This is a genomic window from Streptomyces sp. NPDC056169 (assembly GCF_042268445.1).
Taxonomy (GTDB): domain Bacteria; phylum Actinomycetota; class Actinomycetes; order Streptomycetales; family Streptomycetaceae; genus Streptomyces.
In genome coordinates this window covers 123985-140030 of record NZ_JBHJUO010000019.1, presented here as the reverse complement: position 1 = coordinate 140030, position 16046 = coordinate 123985, and the positions used below count along the sequence as shown (strand labels likewise).

The following is a 16046-nucleotide window of genomic DNA, read 5'->3' as shown; positions in this document are numbered from 1 at the left end:
GCCTCCGCCACCGCGTCAAGGGCAAGTCGGCTTCGCCGATGGGCTGCGCCCACCCTTGACCCGGCGGCGGAGGCCGCCTTTTCACACTCGGAGGGCGGCCGGGGGCGTGGCCACGCGGGGGCCCGGGCAGTATCCGGGGCTGGATGGCGGGTGGCGGGCCGGTGGGTGGGGGCTTGGTCAGTGGCGGGGGAGGGTGAGTCCCTTCGGTCGGGTTCGGGGTGCGCGGTTGTTGAATGGGGCAGCCGGGCTCGGCTTAGCGGCGGACGTCCGTCCCTTGGCTGGGATTCAGGCCCCGCTGGTCATTCCCGGTGGGTGGTGGTCGGTGGTCGGTGGCCGGTGGCCAGTGGTGCGTGAGGGCGGGCGGCGAGACATTCGTGCACTTTCTCGGCCCGATGGGGGTGAGATGTCCCCAATGCCCGCTATTCTCGCGTCTGTTACTGGGAGTAGCTGCGGGTTGGGCTCTGCCCGGCCGATCATGGGGGATCGACAGGAGAGGCGCAGGTCACGCGCCGGATTTATGGGTGCGCTTCATGGTGGGACCCATGGCAGGCTTCATGCATGCCGAACGTTGTCGTGTCCCCCGAGGTATCCATCGCGTACGAGAGCTTCGGCGACCCCGGGGACCCACCCGTCCTGCTCGTCATGGGATTCGGTGCGCAGATGCTCGGCTGGCACGAGGACTTCTGCCGGGCGCTGGCGGACAGCGGCCGCTACGTGATCCGCTACGACAACCGTGACTGCGGGCTGTCCACCAAGTTCGACGATCACCCCGTCGACACGGGCGAGTTCATCGCCACCGTCAGCTCGGGTGACACTCCCGCCGCCCTCGCGATGGCCCCCTACCGGCTGAACGACATGGCCGACGACGGACTCGGCCTGCTCACTTCGCTCGGCATCGAACGCGCCCACGTGGTCGGCTCCTCGATGGGCGGAATGATCGCCCAGACGATGGCCCTCTCCTCCCCCGAGCGGGTGCTGACCCTGACGTCGATGATGTCCTCGACAGGCGAGAACGCATACGGCCGGTCCAGCCCGGAGGCCCAGGCGGCGCTGTCCACTCCGAAGCCCGCAGACCGCGAGGGATACGTCGCGGCGGCGGAGAAGGAACTGGTGTGGGCGTCCAAGCGCTACGGCAACGCCGCGGCGCTGCGTGAACTGGCCGCCGCAAGCTACGACCGCTCGTACTACCCCGCGGGGCTCGGCCGACAGCTCGCCGCGATGATCCTCAGCGGTTCACGCGCGGACGCCCTCCGCGAACTGCGGGTGCCGACGCTGGTGATCCACGGCTTGGACGACACGCTGATCGACCCCAGCGGCGGAAGGCGCACCGCGGAGCTCGTGCCCGGTGCGGAACTCCTGCTGATCCCCGACATGGGTCACGACCGTCCCCGAGAACTCTGGTCGCAGCTCATCGACGCCGTGGTGTCCCACACCGGCTGAGTACGTCGTCCGTAGCACCCGCGGCCTGGGCGACGCCGAGCGCGCTGGAGGAATCCGGTTCCTGGCGAATCGGTGCCCGCCTCGGCATGCCCCCACCCACCAGGAGTGACCAGCGGGGCCTGAATCCCAGCCAAGGGACGGACGTTCGCCGCTAAGCCGAGCCCGGCTGCCCCATTCAACGACCGCGCACCCCGAGCCAAGGGAAGGCGCCCACCCGCCCCGACCGCGAACCCAGCCCCCACCCACCGGCCCGCCACCCGCTCATCCGACCCCCGCCGATGCCCGGGCCCCGGCGACCCCGGCCCCCGGACCGCCCTCCGAGAGTTGTTGCGCACCTTCCGCCGCCGGGTCAAGGGTGGCCGAAGGCCATCGGCGGAGCCGACTTGCCCTTGACGCGGTGGTGGAAGGTGCGACTCTCGGAGAGAGGGCGGTCCCACCAGAAGCCCACGAAGCAGGCCCGCCCCGAGTCAGCTCAGAGACGCCAGGATGTGCGGCGCCGCGTCCGCCAAGGTCGGGAAGTGGCGGTGGGCGCCGTCCACGGCAGCCGGGCCGTTGACCGACCAGACCGTCATTCCGGCGGCGAGCCCCGAGCGGACCCCGGAGGGCGCGTCCTCGACGACCAGGCACTCCGCCGGGTCCGCGCCCAGCTTCTCGGCCGCCAGCAGGTACGGGACGGGGGACGGCTTCCCCTCGGTCACCGAGGCCGCGTCCACGATGAGCCCCGGCAGCGGCAGCCCGGTCCGCTCGAACCGCCCCCGCACCCGGTGCTCGTAGTTCGACGTGACGATCGCCCACCGGTCCGCCGGAAGCCCGGCGAGCAGCTCGGCGGCGCCGTCGAAGGCCGTGTACGTCCCCGTACGGACGTCCTCGTCCTCCAGCTCGTGCAGCAGCGCGAGGCACGCGTCCGGATCGTGCTCCGGGGCGACGGCCGCGAAGGTCTCGACGGGCCGGGTCCGGAGCGCGACCGCGTACACCTCGTCCCCGTCGAGCCCGTACCGCGCGGCCCACTCGTGCCACATGCGGCGCTGGTTGGCGACGGCGTCCATGAGGGTGCCGTCGACGTCGAAGAGAACGAAGTTCTGGGAGGTCACGCCCCGGATGCTACGACGAGCGATCCGAGGCGCGACCGGCAGGCCCTGACCCGTACCGGGTCAGGCGGGCGTCACGACACCGACGTGAACTTGGTTCCCTCGCCCGCGTACAGCGACGTCGTCGTCTTCGTGAACGGCGCCGACCACGAACCCGTCCCCAGGTACACGTGCGTCCCCGCCGACCCGTACGCGACGAGGTCGGGCCGCCCGTCGTTGTTCGCGTCACCGACACCCACGAGCTGGCTGTACGCGCCCCAGCCCGTACCGATCTTGGTCCGGGCCGCGAACGTTCCGTCGCCCTTCCCCAGGTACAGCCACAGCACGCCCGCCGCGTCCCGGGCGACGAGGTCCCCGGCGACGCCCCCGGCGATGTTCCCGACGGCCGTCAGCTGGTTGTAGATGCCCCAGCCGGGCCCGATCTTCACGCGGCCCGCGTACGGAGCGCTGGGGCTGCCCGTGCCCTTGTAGAACCACAGAACGCCGGACGCGTCGGTGGCGACGAGGTCGGCCCTGCCGTCGCCGTTCAGGTCGGATCCGCCGGCGAGCTTGTTGTAGACGCCCCAGCCGGGGCCGACCTTGATCCGGGTCCCGAAGGTGCCGTCGCCCTTGCCGAGGTAGGTCCACAGCACGCCGGCCGTGTCCCGCCCGATGACGTCGCCGACACCGCTGCCCGCGATGTCCCCGGCCGCCTCGACGAGGTTGTACGTGTTCCACCCCGGACCGATCTTCACGCGCGGCTTCGCCGGCGTCACCTGACCGGCGACCGGCCAGTCGAGCAGGTCGTCCCGCCACAGCACGCCCGCCGCGTCCCGCGCGAGCAGGTCCGGCGAACCGTTGTCGCTGTAGTCGTGCGGATTGGCCTTCCGCGTCACCTTGAAGGCGCCGGAGGCGTATCCCGGGTACCCGATGCCGTTGGTCGGCGTGAGGGTGACGTTCCACGTGTAGTCGCCGTTCGGGGCGCTGGAGCCGTCCGCGAGCAGCCCGTCCCACGTGAGCCGCGCGGGCGCCGTCGGCCGCGAGAGCCGCTTCGTGTACGTCTTCCCGGTCACGTTGTGCCGCAGGGTGACGTCCACGTTCACGTTGTACCGGGAGAGCTGCCACTCCAGGGCGACCTGCCCGCCGTTGCGGTCGAGCTCCGCCACGGCCGGGACGGTGCTGCCGAGGACGGTCGGCGAGGTGGACGCGCCGGGGGTCTTCGCGACCAGCGTGGTCAGGGGATAGCCCCCCTCGCCGATCTTGAACAGCCCTTCGCCGTCGGTCGACTTGCCGCCCTGGACGTAGATGCTTCCGTCGGGCGCGGTCGACGTGGACGTGAAGTGGTCGAGCAGCGTCATCGTCTCGCCGGTGAGGACGTTCTGCGCGGTGAGCGCGTACAGCGGGTTGGGGGAGGAGGCGGTGAGCCCGCCCGGCACCCCGTACAGCACCCAGTCCCCATTGAACCCGACGACGACCCCGCCCGTGCCCGCGCCCAGGGGGATGTGCGTGAAGGGGGCGAACTCGCTCCGCTTCTCCACGGCCACCCGGGTGAAGCCGTCCACGGTCTCCGTCCAGGCGCTGTACGTCGGGCTGATGGCAGCGGTGACGGTGGCCGGGTCGTAGGCCTGCGTGCTCCGTTCGGGCCGCATGAAATTGCCGTTGATGTCCGTCAGCGCGCGGTAGTACGACGTCCCGCCGGTGACGCTGTACTTCGTGAAGAACACGAACGCGGTGGAGAGGGAGTGTGCCGCGACCTTGAAGTCGCGGGCGGTGGGGACGGCCGAGATGCTCTCCTGCTGCTGCACGCCGTTCACGCGGGTGAGCCGGTAGAGATCTTCGCCCCCGTACCGGTTGGGGACCGTCAGGAAGAGCACCGAACCGGCCGCCCCGACGACCTTGAAGTCCGTCCCGATCCCGGTCGGCTCCACGTAGGACGTGAACATGCTGACGCTCATGTCCCGCAGGACGAAACGATTCGCCTCACGGGTGATGATCGTGTCCGAGCGGCTCTTGTAGGCGAGCTCCCCCGGAATCGGCGTCCGGCTGCCGTCGTCGAACCTCGTCCACGTCAGCGCGGTCCCACCCGCGCCGTCGTCCTTCGAGCTCAGGAACCCGGTCGACCCGCTGCTGACGAGCTTCTCGCCGGCCGGAAGCGTGACGTCCGTCGCGTCCTGCGGCGCGGCCGGGGCGGTGACGGCGGCCACCGCTGCGGGCGCGACGACGAGCGTCCCGCCGACGGCGGTGACGGCGAGCACGGCGGTGACGGCCACGGCGAGCCGACGGCCGGGTATGTAGGCGTGATTCATGTGGTGTATCCCCCCAGAGGAACGGGCGGGGAGTTACCCAACACCACGCCCGTTACTCACGATTGCGTTGTGATCGCAGCGTACGAGACGAAGGCGGACCAGGTCGCGGGGGATACGGCGAGCTGGGGGCCGTGGGGGATCTTGGAGTCGCGGAGGTGGATGGCGGTGGGGTGGGCGGCGACTTCGATGCAGTTGCCGCCTTCGCCACTGCTGTAGCTGGACTTGCGCCAGTCGTAGGCGACTTCGAGGCACTCGCCGCCCTCGCCACTGCTGTAGCTGCTCTTGAACCAGGCCAGTTCCACGGTGCTCATAGCTCTCCCAGCATCTTCTCGATCAACTCCAGGGACTCTTGGGGCCTGAGTGCCTGCGCCCGGATGATCCCATAGCGCTCGGTGTACGTGCGTACCTCTTCCGGGTCGGTGATCAGGCGGGGATGCCCGTAGATCTCGGTGTACGCGACCTCCCGTCGGCCCTTGGGCGTGAGCAGCGTGAACGCTCCGTCGAGCGAGGGGTGTTCCTCCCACGTGAGCGGCATTACCTGGAGGTGGACCGTCCGTCGACTGGCGATCTCCATGATGCGAAGCAGCTGTTCGCGATGGACACCCCGCCCGCCGGTGGGGCGTCGCAGGATGGCCTCCTCCAGGACGAAACTGATCGTCGTCGGCGGCCACTTGTCGAAGAGTGACTGGCGCGTCAGACGGTCGGCCACCCACTTCTCGATCGTCTGCTCGTCCCAGACGGGCCGCCGGTGGTGCATTACGGCCCGCGCGTATGGCTCCGTCTGCAACAAGCCCGGCACCGCCTGCACTGCGTAGTAGTGCAGGGCCACGGCCTCAGACTCCGCCGTCGCGAAGCTCCGGAACCAATCCGGATGCCGCACCCGTGCCTTGGCCTGCGCCTCCCGCACGTCACCCACCGCCGCGATCAGCACCCCACCCGCATTGAGCACAGGGTCCGCCCGCAACAAGAAGTCCGGCTGGGGGATCCGTACGCCCCGCTCGATCGACGAGATCAGGTCCTCGCCGCAGTGCGTGATCTCGGCCAGCTCCACCTGGCTCAGGCCCGCGTTCTTCCGCAGGACCTTGATGATCTTTCCGAGCGCACGGAACAGGTGCGCCGTCCCGTCTGCTTCAGAGGGCCGTTCCGGCCGCTCCGCCTGGTTCTCCGACATCCGTACCGCCCTCTTGGCGCACCCGTACAGTGACTCAGCGTCGTCGCGTCGCTGCTGTTCAGCGTAGGACGGACCTACCAGGCTCAGGGGCATGAAGTCCGAAACCACCACCCCAACCGGTGAGTTCACGCTCCGGCTCTCGGCCACGCGCCGGGGCGCACGTCTGGCGCGGCTACTCGCCGTGCAGCAGCTCCACGACTGGGGCGTGACCGGTCCCGCCGCCGAGGCGGCCGAACTGGTCGTCGCCGAGCTCGCGAGCAACGCCGCCCTTCACGGCCGGGTGCCGGGGAGGGACTTCGAGGTGCGGATGGAACGCGCCGACGACCACGTACGGATCGAACTCTCCGACGCGCGGGGCGAGCGCCGCCCGTTACCGTCCGGGCAGCCCGACGAGGGCGGCTACGGGCTCCTGCTCGTAGCCGCCCTCGCCACCACGTGGGGTGTGAAGGACCGGTGCGTCGGCAAGACGGTCTGGGCGACGGTCCCCACCGTTCCGCCGGTCCCGCTCGCGCCTTAGAACACCGTCGGGGCGTACGAGCCGGTCGGCAGGTACGTGGACTCCCGGACGGGCGCGAAGGGCGCCTTCCAGTCCCCGGTGCCCTTGGCGAAGTACACCGTCTCGTTGCGGTACGCCACGAGGTCCGGCCGCCCGTCGCGGTCGACGTCGCCCATCGCGGTGGGCGGGAAGGAGCCCCAGCCGCCGCCGATCCGGGTCCGGGGGGCGAACGTGCCGTCACCCTTGCCGAGGTAGAGCCACAGCACGCCGTCCTTGTCGCGGGCGACGAGGTCACCGGCGGGTCCGCCGCCGATGTTCCCGGTGGCGGTGATCTTGTTGTAGATCCCCCAGCCGCCGCCGATCCGCACGGCCTTCGAGAACGGCGCGGTGGCGGATCCGGTGCCCTTGTAGAGCCACAGGACGCCGGCCTTGTCGGTGGCGAGGAGGTCGGGGCGGCCGTCGCCGCTCATGTCGCCGCCGCCGGTGATCTGGGCGTAGATCTGCCAGCCGCCGCCGACGCGTACCCGGGGCGCGAGGGTCCGCCCGGCGCCCTGGTGGAGCCAGAGGACGCCCGTCTTGTCGCGGGCGACGATGTCCGCGTACGCGGATCCGGCGATGTTCCCGGGCGCGACGAGCACCTGGTCGTAGGTGTTCCAGCCGGTGCCGATCCGTACGGGTGCCTTCTTCTGCCAGACCGGTCCCCGCTGGTAGGGGTCCATGTGGCTGTCGTGCACCAGCAGCTCACCGAGGTCGTTCCTCAGGAGCAGGTCCGAGCTGCCGTTGTCGTTGAAGTCGTGCGAGGTGGGCTTGCGGACGAGCTTGAAGGTGCCGGTGCGGACGAGGTCGGGACCGACGCGGTCCCAGGGCGTCGCCGTCAGTTTCCACGTGTACTCGCCGTTGTAGGCGGTGATGCCGTCGGAGAAGAGACCGTCCCAGCGCGCGGTGTGGACTCCTTCGGTGATGGTGGGGAGGCCCGGCTTCGCCGTCTTCCCGGTCGCCTTGTGGACGAGTTCGAGGCTCGCGTTCGCGCCCCGGCTCAAGGTCCAGGTCAGGGCGCCGGCGCCGGGCAGGTCGAGGTCGAGCGTCGTGGGGACGGTGTGGCTCACCAGCTCCAGGGTGGTGGGCTGGCCGGTGCTCGCGACGAGGGTGACGACGGGCCGGGCGCCGGCGGTGCCGGGGGCGATGCGGTAGAGGCCCTCGCCGTGCTCGAAGGTCCCGCCCCGCACGAGCTGGGTTCCGTCGGGGCCGGCCGTGGAGCTCAGCGTGTGTTCCAGGAGCTTGACCGGCTCGCCACCCGACAGGGGGCGGGCGTACAGCGAGTACAGGGGGTTCGCCGTGGTGGGCGCGTTGACCGAGTAACGCCGGTGCGTCAGCCAGTCGCCCACGATCTGGATGGCCACGTTGCCCGTGCTGCCCGTGTCGTGGCGAACGGTCTCGGCGGTGCCGCCCCGCCGCGCCACGGCCACCTTCACCGTCGAGTCGGCCGGCTTCTCGACCCAGGCGATGTGGGTCGCCGACAGGGCCATGCCGATGACCGGGACGTCGGACGTCTCGTGCTCCTCGACGACCGCGTGGGTCGCGACGTCCACGGCGGTCACGCGACTCCGCTTCACCCCGTCCACCGTGACCGTGTACCGGACCAGCACGGTGCCGGGCGAGTCCACGATGACGAAGGGGTTCACGATCTCGGCGGGCAGCCCGGTCACCGTGTGGTCGACGAGGACGCCCTGCTCCTTCCCGACGAGGTGGAGCTCCGTGGCGCCGGTCGCGGCGGCCTTCCTCATGACGAGGGTGCTGCCCGCGACCCCGGCGAGGGCGTAACCCTCGCCCAGGGGGCGGGTGTCGACCTCCAGCGGGTCGCCTCCCGTCGCCATGTCGGACAGCGTGTAGACGCCGCTCCCGTCGGTCCTCGCCACGATGTCCGTCTGCTTGGCGCCCCGGTACGAGCCCGGCGGGAGCACGGTCGCGACGCCGTCCGCGTACCGCGTCCACCGCCAGGTGAGCTGTTCGCCGCTCTGGGCGCTGAGGAAGCCGGTCGGACCGGCGCTCACGACCGTCGCGTCGACCGGGAACGGGACGGCGACGTCCTGTTCCGCCGCCACCGTCGCCGCGAACGAGGTCGTCGGCGCGGAGGCCCCGGCCGTCCCGCCCGCCGTCACGGCGAGGGCGGTGGCCACGGCCGTGGCGAGGGCGAAGCGGTACCGGGTGTTTCTCGTACGCGTCAAGGCTCTGTTCTCTCTTCGGCTGCGCAGGTCGGGTGGCGGGTCAGAACATCAGGGTGCCGTCACGGACGAACCGCCGCGACGAGTAGATCGGCACCTCCTTCGGGAAGGGGTTCCGCCAGTCGCCGCTGCCGGGGTAGAAGAGGAGGCTGCCCGTGTCGCCGCCGGTCACATGACGGACGACGAGGTCGGACCGGCCGTCGCGGTCGGCGTCACCGACGGCGATCAGGTCGGTGTAGTAGCCCCAGTCGCTGCTGATCCGGGTTCGGGCGGCGAACGTGCCGTCGCCCTTGCCGAGGTAGAGCCAGTCGACGCCGTCCTTGTCTCGGGCGATGAGGTCTCCGGCGGGGCCGCCGCCGATGTTCCCGGTGGCGGTGATCTTGTTGTAGATCCCCCAGCCGCCGCCGACCCTCACCCGCGGCCGGAAGGGAGAGGTGATGGAGCCCGTGCCCTTGTAGAGCCACAGGGCGCCGTCCTTGTCGGTGGCCAGGAGGTCGCGGCGGCCGTCGCCGCTGACGTCGAGGCCGGCGGTGATCTTGTTGTAGATCCCCCAGCCGCCGCCGACCCTCGTACGCGTCTTGAAGGGGACGGACGGAATGCCGGTGCCCGCGTACGACCACAGCACGCCGCTCTTGTCCCGGCCGAGCAGGTCGGCGTTGACGGTGCCGCCCAGGTTTCCGGGGGTGACGATCCGGTCGTACGTGTCCCAGCCGGATCCGACGACGACCTCCGACAGCGGGTCCGTTGTGTTGCTGTCCAGGACCTGTCGGGCGTCGAAGACGGAGAGCCGGCCGCCACTGCGGAAGAGCAGGTCGGGCGAGGTGCTGTTCGAGAAGTCGTGGTCCGCCGGCCGGCCGATGACCTTGAACGAGCCCGTCAGCTCCGCCTTCTCGCCGATCCCGTTGTCGGGCACGGTCGTCAGTCGCCAGGTGTAGTCGCCGTTGTGAACGGCCGTGCCGTTGTCGAAGGTGCCGCCCCAGTCCAGGCTGACGGCCCCCTGCGTGGTCGCGCCCAAGGTCGCGTGGGCCCCCGTCGCCGTGTGCGTCAGCTCCAGGGTCACCTCCCCGACGCTGCTGCCGCTGCCCTGCCACTTCAGCGGCACGCCGTTCATGGCGACGGAGAAGTCGACGGTCGCGGGGACCGTCACGCCGGTGACCGTGTACACGAGGGGGCGGCCCGTGCTCGCGACGAGGGTGGCGGCCGGTTCGCCGTCCGCGCCGACCGTGAGCCGGTAGAGGCCCTCGCCCTGCGCGAGCGTGGAGCCCTGGACGAGGAGGGTGCCGTCGCCGGTGGGGACGACACGGTGCACGAGGTCGAGGAGCTTGACCGTGCGGCCGTCGGTCAGCGAGCGGACCGTCAGGGCGTGCAGGGGGTTGGGCCTGGCCGCCGCGAACCCTCGCGGATCGCCGTACGCCACCCAGTCGTCGCCCAGGACCCCGAGCGCCAGCGTCGCGTTCGAGCCCACGGGGACCCGCGTGGCGCCCTCCTGGCCGCGCTTGGCCAGCCAGAGGGCCGTGGTGGTGTCGCTGGCGTACTCGCTCCAGACCACATGGGTGGCGGAGGCGGTCACGTAGGGGCTCGCGATGCTCTCGGTGAGCACCCGGTTCTCCGTGACCTTGGCCGTGGCGACGTCCACGAGGAGCGCGCGCAGGACGCTCTGGGCGGAGTCCCAGTAGCGGACGAGCAGCTCGCCCGGCGCGACCGGGAAGTAGGAGCGGACGGAGGTGGTGTCGGGAACCCCGGCGACCTTGCGGTTCAGGAGGGTCCCGTCGGCCGCCTTGCCGACGAGGTGGACGTCCGAGCCGCCCCCGGCGCGCGGGACCTCCATGACGAGGGTCGAGCCCTCGGCCCGTACGAGCCGGGCGGTCGCGCCGACGGAGGTGGTGTCGATGACGACGGGGGCGGCGCCCGTGGCCATGTCGTACAGGTTGTACGTCGTCCCGTTGACCTTCTTCACGATCACGTCCGAGCCGGCGCTGCCCTCGTACGTGCCCGCGGGCAGGAGGGTGGTGACGCCGCCCTGGTACCGCGTCCATCGGTACTCCGACTGCCCGCCGGAGGGAGCGGCCCTGCGGACGGACAGGAAGCCCGTCGGTCCGTTGCCGGTCACGTACGAGTTCGGCAGGAGCGCGGCGACACTCTCCTGGGCCGTGCCGCTCGAAACGGCGGTCGTCGTCTCGGTGGTGGCGAGGGCCACGCCCGTCGTGAACGTGCCCGCGCAGGCGGCGGCGAGGGCCACGGCGACGGCGGCGGTGAGGTGGCGGCGGGACGAACCGGTCTGGGACAAAACGGAGTTCTCCCTCGAGTGATGTGGGTGCGGCGATCCACGCCGCACCCACATGACCTCCGAGTGCGTCGCAAGGTTGTACGACTATCCGGAATGCCTCGGGCCAGTCAGGCCCGTCACGACACCGACGTGTCAGATGACCGGGTTGTGCGCCGTCGAGCCCGGCAGGTAGACGCCGATGCTCGTGCGCGGGGCGAACGGGGTCGAGAGGCTACCCGTGCCCTGGTGGACGTACGAGCCGCCGCCCGGGCTGTACGCGAACAGGTCGGCGCGGCCGTCGCCGTTGATGTCGCCGGCGCCGACGAGTTGGGTGTAGCCGCCCCAGCCGCCGCCGATGCGCACGCGCGCGCCGAAGGTGCCGGTGCCCGTGCTCGGGTACAGCCAGAGGACGCCGGTCGTGTCACGGGCGACGAGGTCGCCGTGGACGGTGCCGCCGAGGTTGCCGGTGGCGGTGATCTGGTTCATGGCGCCCCAGCCGCCGCCGACCCTCGTCCGACTGCCGTAGGGGGTGCGCCAGTTGCCCGTGCCTTTGTAGAGCCAGAGGACGCCGGAGGTGTCGGTGGCGAAGAGGTCGGACCAGCCGTCGTTGTTGACGTCGCTGCCGCCGGTGATCTTGTTGTACGCGTTCCAGCCGGGGCCGATCTTGGTGCGGGGCGCGAAGGTGCCGTCGCCCTTGCCGAGGTACAGCCAGAGGTTGCCGTCCTTGTCCTTGGCGACGACATCGCTCACGGAGCCGCCGGCGACGTTGCCCGCGGCCTCGATGTGGCTGTAGACGCCCCAGCCGGAGCCGAGCAGCGTGTGCGTGGACGTGGGGACGCCGTCCTGCGGCGTCCTGCTGTTGATGTCGTCGCGCCAGATCCGGCCGGCGGAGTCCCGGGCGAGGAAGTCCGGGGTGCCGTTGTCGGAGTAGTCGTGCGCGGCGGCCTTGCGGACCACCTTGAGGGCGCCGGTCTTCTTCACCTCGGGGCCGATGCCGCTGCGCGGCTTCACGCGGAGCTCCCAGGTGTAGTCGCCGTTGTAGGCGTCGAGGGAGGAGTGGACGAGCTTGCCCGACCAGTCGACGGTGGCCTTGTTGTCCGGGTTGGCCGTCGGGTTGTCGGTCCAGACGGAGATCTGCTCGGTCTTGCCGGTGCGGGTGTGCTTCAGCGTGAACGTGCCGTCCGCGTTCGCCTGGGTCAGGGTCCAGCTGAATCTCGCCCCCTGGCTCTTGTCGAGGTCGACCACGGTCGGGGCGGCGTCCTGGGAGACGATCCCGAGCGCCGTCGGCGTGTTCGCGGTCGCGACCGTGGTGACGGTCGGTGCGCCGCCCGTCGCGTTCGCCGAGACCTTGTAGACGCCCTCGCCCGAGCCCGCGCCCTCGGTGAGGCTGCCGCCGCGCACGACGAGGTTGCCGTCGGTGTCCGAGACCGCGGTGACGACGTGGTCGAGGAGCTTGACCGGTGTCCCGCCGCCGAGGGGGCGGGCGACCAGCGGGTAGTACGGCGACGGGCCGTTGGACTGGTAGCCACCGACGCTGGTGTAGGTCACCCAGTCGCCCTGGAGGCCCGTGCGCATCGACTCACTGGCGCCGACGATGCCCAGGTTTGTGGTGGTGGGCGCGCCGCCGCCGCGCGGGGCGGTGTGGAGGAGGGCGACGCGCTTCCCGCCGATCGGTCCGTCGGGGTAGTCGTACTCGATCCAGGACCAGTGGGTCGCGGAGAGCGCGACGTCGCCGAACTCCAGCGAGCCCGCCGGGCGCGTCTCCAGGACCTCGCCGGTCATGGTGTCCACGGCGGCCATGTGGTAGCGGAGGGTGTCGGCGCGGCCCGTCTCGTACACGATGACGGCCGTGCCGGGCGTCGTCAGGACGACCTTGGTCAGGTTGGCGTTGCCCGGGATGCCGGGGACGGGGGTGGAGACGGGGGCGCCGGAGCTGCTCTGGCGGAGGATGCCGACGCTCACGGCGCCGGTGTAGCGGTCCTCGGTGGTGGTCACGAGCGCCGAGCCGATGGCCCCGCGCGCGGAGGTGCCGTTGTTCATCGAGACGCCGCCCACGGCGTTGTCCAGGTGGGCCATGTCCCACATCGAGTACGAGAGCGAACCGGGCTGATGGCCCCAGACGATGTCCGAACCCTGGCCGAAGAAACCGGTGTTCGGCCTGTTCAGGACGGTGGTGGAGCCGTCGGCGTACTTCGTCCAGAGGTAGTCGGTGGTGTAGGTCTCGCCGTAGTGCTGGACCGTGCTGAGGAAGCCGGTGGTCCCGGCGCTGGCGACCCGCGCGTCCTGCGGGATCGTGCCGATCGCCTCGGCCGTCTGCCCGACCGCCGGGCCGGGGACGGGGGCCGCCGTGGCCGGGACGGTGGTGAGGGCCGTGCCGGCCGTGAGCGCCAGGACGGCGGTGACGGCGGCGGCGAGGTGACGCCGGGAAGAGGTACGCGAGCGAGTCAAAGGATCGTCTCCTCTGGAGTCGTCGGAACGGGAGTCGTCGAAACGGGAGTCCCGGATTCGGAAGGGGCGGCGAGGTGCCGCCGGCTGTCAGAAGGCGTGCTGGTAGCCCGCGCCGCCGTACATCAGCAGCTCGGCCGGGGCGCGGCCCGCGAAGGGCGCGCTCCAGTTGCCCGTACCGGCGTAGTGGTACGACGGGCGGCCCGGGCCTCCCCACGCGTACAGGTCGGGGCGGCCGTCCTTGTTCGCGTCCCCGAAGCCGATGAGCTCGGTGTAGCCGTTCCAGCCGCTGCCGACCTTGACGCGGGTCGCGAACGTGCCGTCGCCCTTGCCGAGGTGGAGCCAGAGGATGCCGGCCGTGTCGCGGGCGACGAGGTCGCCGGCCGGGCCGCCGGCCAGGTTCCCCACGGCGGTGAGCTGGTTGTAGCCGCCCCAGCCGCCGCCGACCTTCTTCCGGGCGCCGAAGGGCGCGGTGGTGCTGCCGGTGCCCTTGTAGAGGTAGAGGTCCCCGGCCTTGTCGGCGGCGACGAGGTCGGGCTTGCCGTCACCGGTGAGGTCGCTGCCGCCGGCGAGGTGGTTGTAGACGCCCCAGCCGGAGCCGATCCTCGTACGGGCGCCCAGCGGCTTCGTCTCGTCGCCGGTGCCCTGGTACAGCCACAGGACGCCGGTCTTGTCACGGGCGACGGTGTCGGCGACGTTCGTCCCCGCGACGTTCCCGACGGACTCGATCCGGTCGTACGCGTTCCAGCCGGGACCGACCGCCGTGCGCTGGTACGTCGGCGCGAGCTTCCGCGTGTACGAGTTGTACGTGCTGTCGAAGCGCCACAGGGAGCCGCTCCCGTCCCGGGCGAACAGGTCCGGCGAACCGTTGTCGCTGTAGTCGTGCGGCTTGACCGAGCGGACCACCTTGAAGGTGCCCGACTGCTCCACGGCGGCCCCGATGCCGTTCTGCGGGACGGCGCGGAACGACCAGGTGTAGTCGCCGTTGAAGGCCGACTTGTCGTCCAGCGAGAGGTCGTCGACGAGGCCCTGCCAGGTCAGGCCGAAGGTGATGTCGTCGAACGTGTGCCGGGAGGGGAAGTCGCGGCGCAGCTTCAGGTCGCGGACGAAGCTCTGCCCGGTCTTCTTGTGGGTGAGCTTCAGGTGGACGTCGGCGTTGAGCCGGGACATCCGCCACTTCAGCTCGGCCTCGCTGTCCCGGTCGAGGTCGATGACGGCCGGCACCTGCGAGCCGAGGTAGGTCAGCTCGGTCGGCTGCCCCGTCGTCGCGACCTTCTGGACGGCGAGCTCCCCGCCCGCGGAGGAGGACACCTTGTAGAGGCCCTCGCCCTGTGCGACCGTACCGCCGCGCACCAGCAGACTGCCGTCGCCCGCGGCCTCCATCGAGCCGGCGTACGCGGCGATCTCGACGGGCTCGGAGTTCGGACCGGCCGTCAGGTCGACGGCCTGCAGCTTCGTGTTGGGGAACGTGCCGTTGTCGGTCAGCTTGCTCGGGGCGCCGTACACCAGCCAGTGGCCCGCCAGGCCGATGAAGTACTCGTCGGTGATGTCGAAGGTGTGCCGCTGCGAGACGCGGGTCTTCCGGTCGACCGTGGTGTAGACGATGCCGTCGCTCTCGGAGAACGAGGTCCAGGCGACGTGCGTGGCCGAGAGGGCCAGCTGGTGGTGAGCGGAGCCGGACACGCCGGCGGGGTACGTCTCGACGACCGCGCCGGTGGTCAGGTCGATGACGGCACGGGCGTCCGTGCGCAGGTCGGAGGAGCCGGTCTCGTAACCGACGAGGATCTTGCCGTCGAGGACGGGTGCGCCGGCGAAGAAGCCGTTCGCGTCGGCGGGAAGGCCGGTCACCTCGCGTTCGCGGGCGATGCCGTTCTCGTTGGTGACGATGAGCAGCTTCTCGGTGTTGTCCGAGCCGACCCGCTTGGCGAGGACCGAGTCCGGTCCGATGGCCTCGACGTACCTGGCCCAGAGCGAGCCGAGGTCGAAGTGGACGGAGGGGGTGCCGGGGACGGCCATGTTCCGGAGGGTGACGGAGCGCATCAGGTCCGGGGCGTTCGAGTCCCCGATGACCAGGATGTCCGTGCCCGTACGGTCGACACCGCCGCCCGCGGCGTACATGACCTCGGTCTTGACGCCGTCCGCGTACCGGGTCCAGTGGAGCTCGCCGCCCTGGTTCCGGGTCAGGAAGCCGGTGGCCCCGGCACCCGCGATCCCCGCGTCGACCGGGAACGGCACGTTCACGTCCTCGGCGGCGGCAGCGGGGGCCGCCGGCGCGGCGGCGAGGGCGGCCGGACCGGCTGCGATGGCCGGACCGGCGGCCAGGGCCGTACCGGCGGTGATCGACAGGACGGCGGCCACGGCGGCGACGAGGTGACGGCGACGGCCGGACAAACGGTTCTGCAAGGTCAAATCCCCCCAAGACAAACGGACATGGCGCGTGCCACGCTTGGTTGGACTCTTGATCGTCGCCGGTGGTTGTACGACCGGCCCGAACAAATAGACGATCGGGCCGGTCGGGAGATCCTCCCCAGGGGCGACCGCGCGAAGGCAGGCTGCGACGCGGTCGTGGCGCGCGGAGGCGGCCGGTGGTGCCCCCCAACCGGAACAGTTGCCTCACGCGAAGATCGAGCAGA

The 16046-nt window shown here is 71.0% G+C and carries 10 protein-coding genes; 2 read left to right on the top strand and 8 right to left on the bottom strand.

What is annotated here, in order from left to right; all coding sequences use genetic code 11:
- Positions 1 to 558 precede the first annotated feature (558 nt).
- Positions 559 to 1440, top strand: a complete 882-nt coding sequence (locus ACFC0G_RS29795; protein ID WP_376408881.1) for an alpha/beta fold hydrolase — start codon at positions 559 to 561, stop codon at positions 1438 to 1440.
- A gap of 467 nt (positions 1441 to 1907) precedes the next feature.
- Here the strand turns inward: ACFC0G_RS29795 and ACFC0G_RS29790 are convergent, their stop codons facing one another.
- The 4 genes from ACFC0G_RS29790 to ACFC0G_RS29775 form a co-directional block, all read right to left on the bottom strand.
- Positions 1908 to 2531 carry an HAD family hydrolase gene (locus tag ACFC0G_RS29790; RefSeq protein WP_376408878.1) on the bottom strand — a complete coding sequence of 208 codons (624 nt, stop codon included), beginning with the start codon at positions 2529 to 2531 and terminating at the stop codon, positions 1908 to 1910.
- Between the two features lie 71 nt (positions 2532 to 2602).
- Positions 2603 to 4813, bottom strand: coding sequence for an FG-GAP repeat domain-containing protein (locus ACFC0G_RS29785; protein WP_376408876.1), 2211 nt, complete (start codon positions 4811 to 4813; stop codon positions 2603 to 2605).
- 56 nt (positions 4814 to 4869) lie between these two features.
- A complete protein-coding gene (locus ACFC0G_RS29780; RefSeq protein ID WP_376408873.1) occupies positions 4870 to 5124 on the bottom strand; it encodes a DUF397 domain-containing protein in 255 nt (84 codons plus the stop codon).
- Complete coding sequence (locus ACFC0G_RS29775) at positions 5121 to 5984, bottom strand: helix-turn-helix domain-containing protein (protein ID WP_376408870.1); 864 nt, start codon at positions 5982 to 5984, stop codon at positions 5121 to 5123. Before ACFC0G_RS29775 ends, ACFC0G_RS29780 begins: the two co-directional genes overlap by 4 nt.
- Before the next feature lie 91 nt (positions 5985 to 6075).
- On the opposite strand from ACFC0G_RS29775, the gene ACFC0G_RS29770 reads away from it, so the two are divergent.
- On the top strand, positions 6076 to 6501 hold the full coding sequence (locus tag ACFC0G_RS29770) for an ATP-binding protein (protein ID WP_376408868.1): 426 nt from the start codon (positions 6076 to 6078) through the stop codon (positions 6499 to 6501).
- Here ACFC0G_RS29770 and ACFC0G_RS29765 read toward each other — a convergent pair.
- The 4 genes from ACFC0G_RS29765 to ACFC0G_RS29750 all read right to left on the bottom strand — a co-directional run bounded on the left by ACFC0G_RS29765 (position 6498) and on the right by ACFC0G_RS29750 (position 15816).
- Positions 6498 to 8705, bottom strand: a complete 2208-nt coding sequence (locus ACFC0G_RS29765; RefSeq protein ID WP_376408865.1) for an FG-GAP-like repeat-containing protein — start codon at positions 8703 to 8705, stop codon at positions 6498 to 6500. The two genes, ACFC0G_RS29770 and ACFC0G_RS29765, sit on opposite strands and share 4 nt — an antisense overlap.
- Before the next feature lie 40 nt (positions 8706 to 8745).
- Positions 8746 to 10989: an FG-GAP repeat domain-containing protein gene (locus ACFC0G_RS29760; RefSeq protein WP_376408862.1), complete on the bottom strand. Its 2244-nt coding sequence runs from the start codon at positions 10987 to 10989 to the stop codon at positions 8746 to 8748.
- A 132-nt stretch (positions 10990 to 11121) separates the two neighbouring features.
- Positions 11122 to 13416, bottom strand: a complete 2295-nt coding sequence (locus tag ACFC0G_RS29755) for an FG-GAP repeat domain-containing protein (protein WP_376408859.1) — start codon at positions 13414 to 13416, stop codon at positions 11122 to 11124.
- Positions 13417 to 13503: 87 nt separating this feature from the next.
- The gene (locus tag ACFC0G_RS29750; RefSeq protein WP_376408856.1) at positions 13504 to 15816 is read right to left on the bottom strand and encodes an FG-GAP repeat domain-containing protein; all 2313 of its coding nucleotides are present in this window, start codon (positions 15814 to 15816) and stop codon (positions 13504 to 13506) included.
- Between the last annotated feature and the right edge of the window lie 230 nt (positions 15817 to 16046).

What these genes read in the sequence shown, in the direction of transcription:
- ACFC0G_RS29795 (WP_376408881.1), top strand. Translation starts at nt 559, where the DNA reads ATGCCGAACGTTGTCGTGTCCCCCGAGGTATCCATCGCGTACGAGAGC.
- ACFC0G_RS29785 (WP_376408876.1), bottom strand. Translation starts at nt 4,813, where the DNA reads ATGAATCACGCCTACATACCCGGCCGTCGGCTCGCCGTGGCCGTCACC.
- ACFC0G_RS29780 (WP_376408873.1), bottom strand. Translation starts at nt 5,124, where the DNA reads ATGAGCACCGTGGAACTGGCCTGGTTCAAGAGCAGCTACAGCAGTGGC.
- ACFC0G_RS29775 (WP_376408870.1), bottom strand. Translation starts at nt 5,984, where the DNA reads ATGTCGGAGAACCAGGCGGAGCGGCCGGAACGGCCCTCTGAAGCAGAC.
- ACFC0G_RS29770 (WP_376408868.1), top strand. Translation starts at nt 6,076, where the DNA reads ATGAAGTCCGAAACCACCACCCCAACCGGTGAGTTCACGCTCCGGCTC.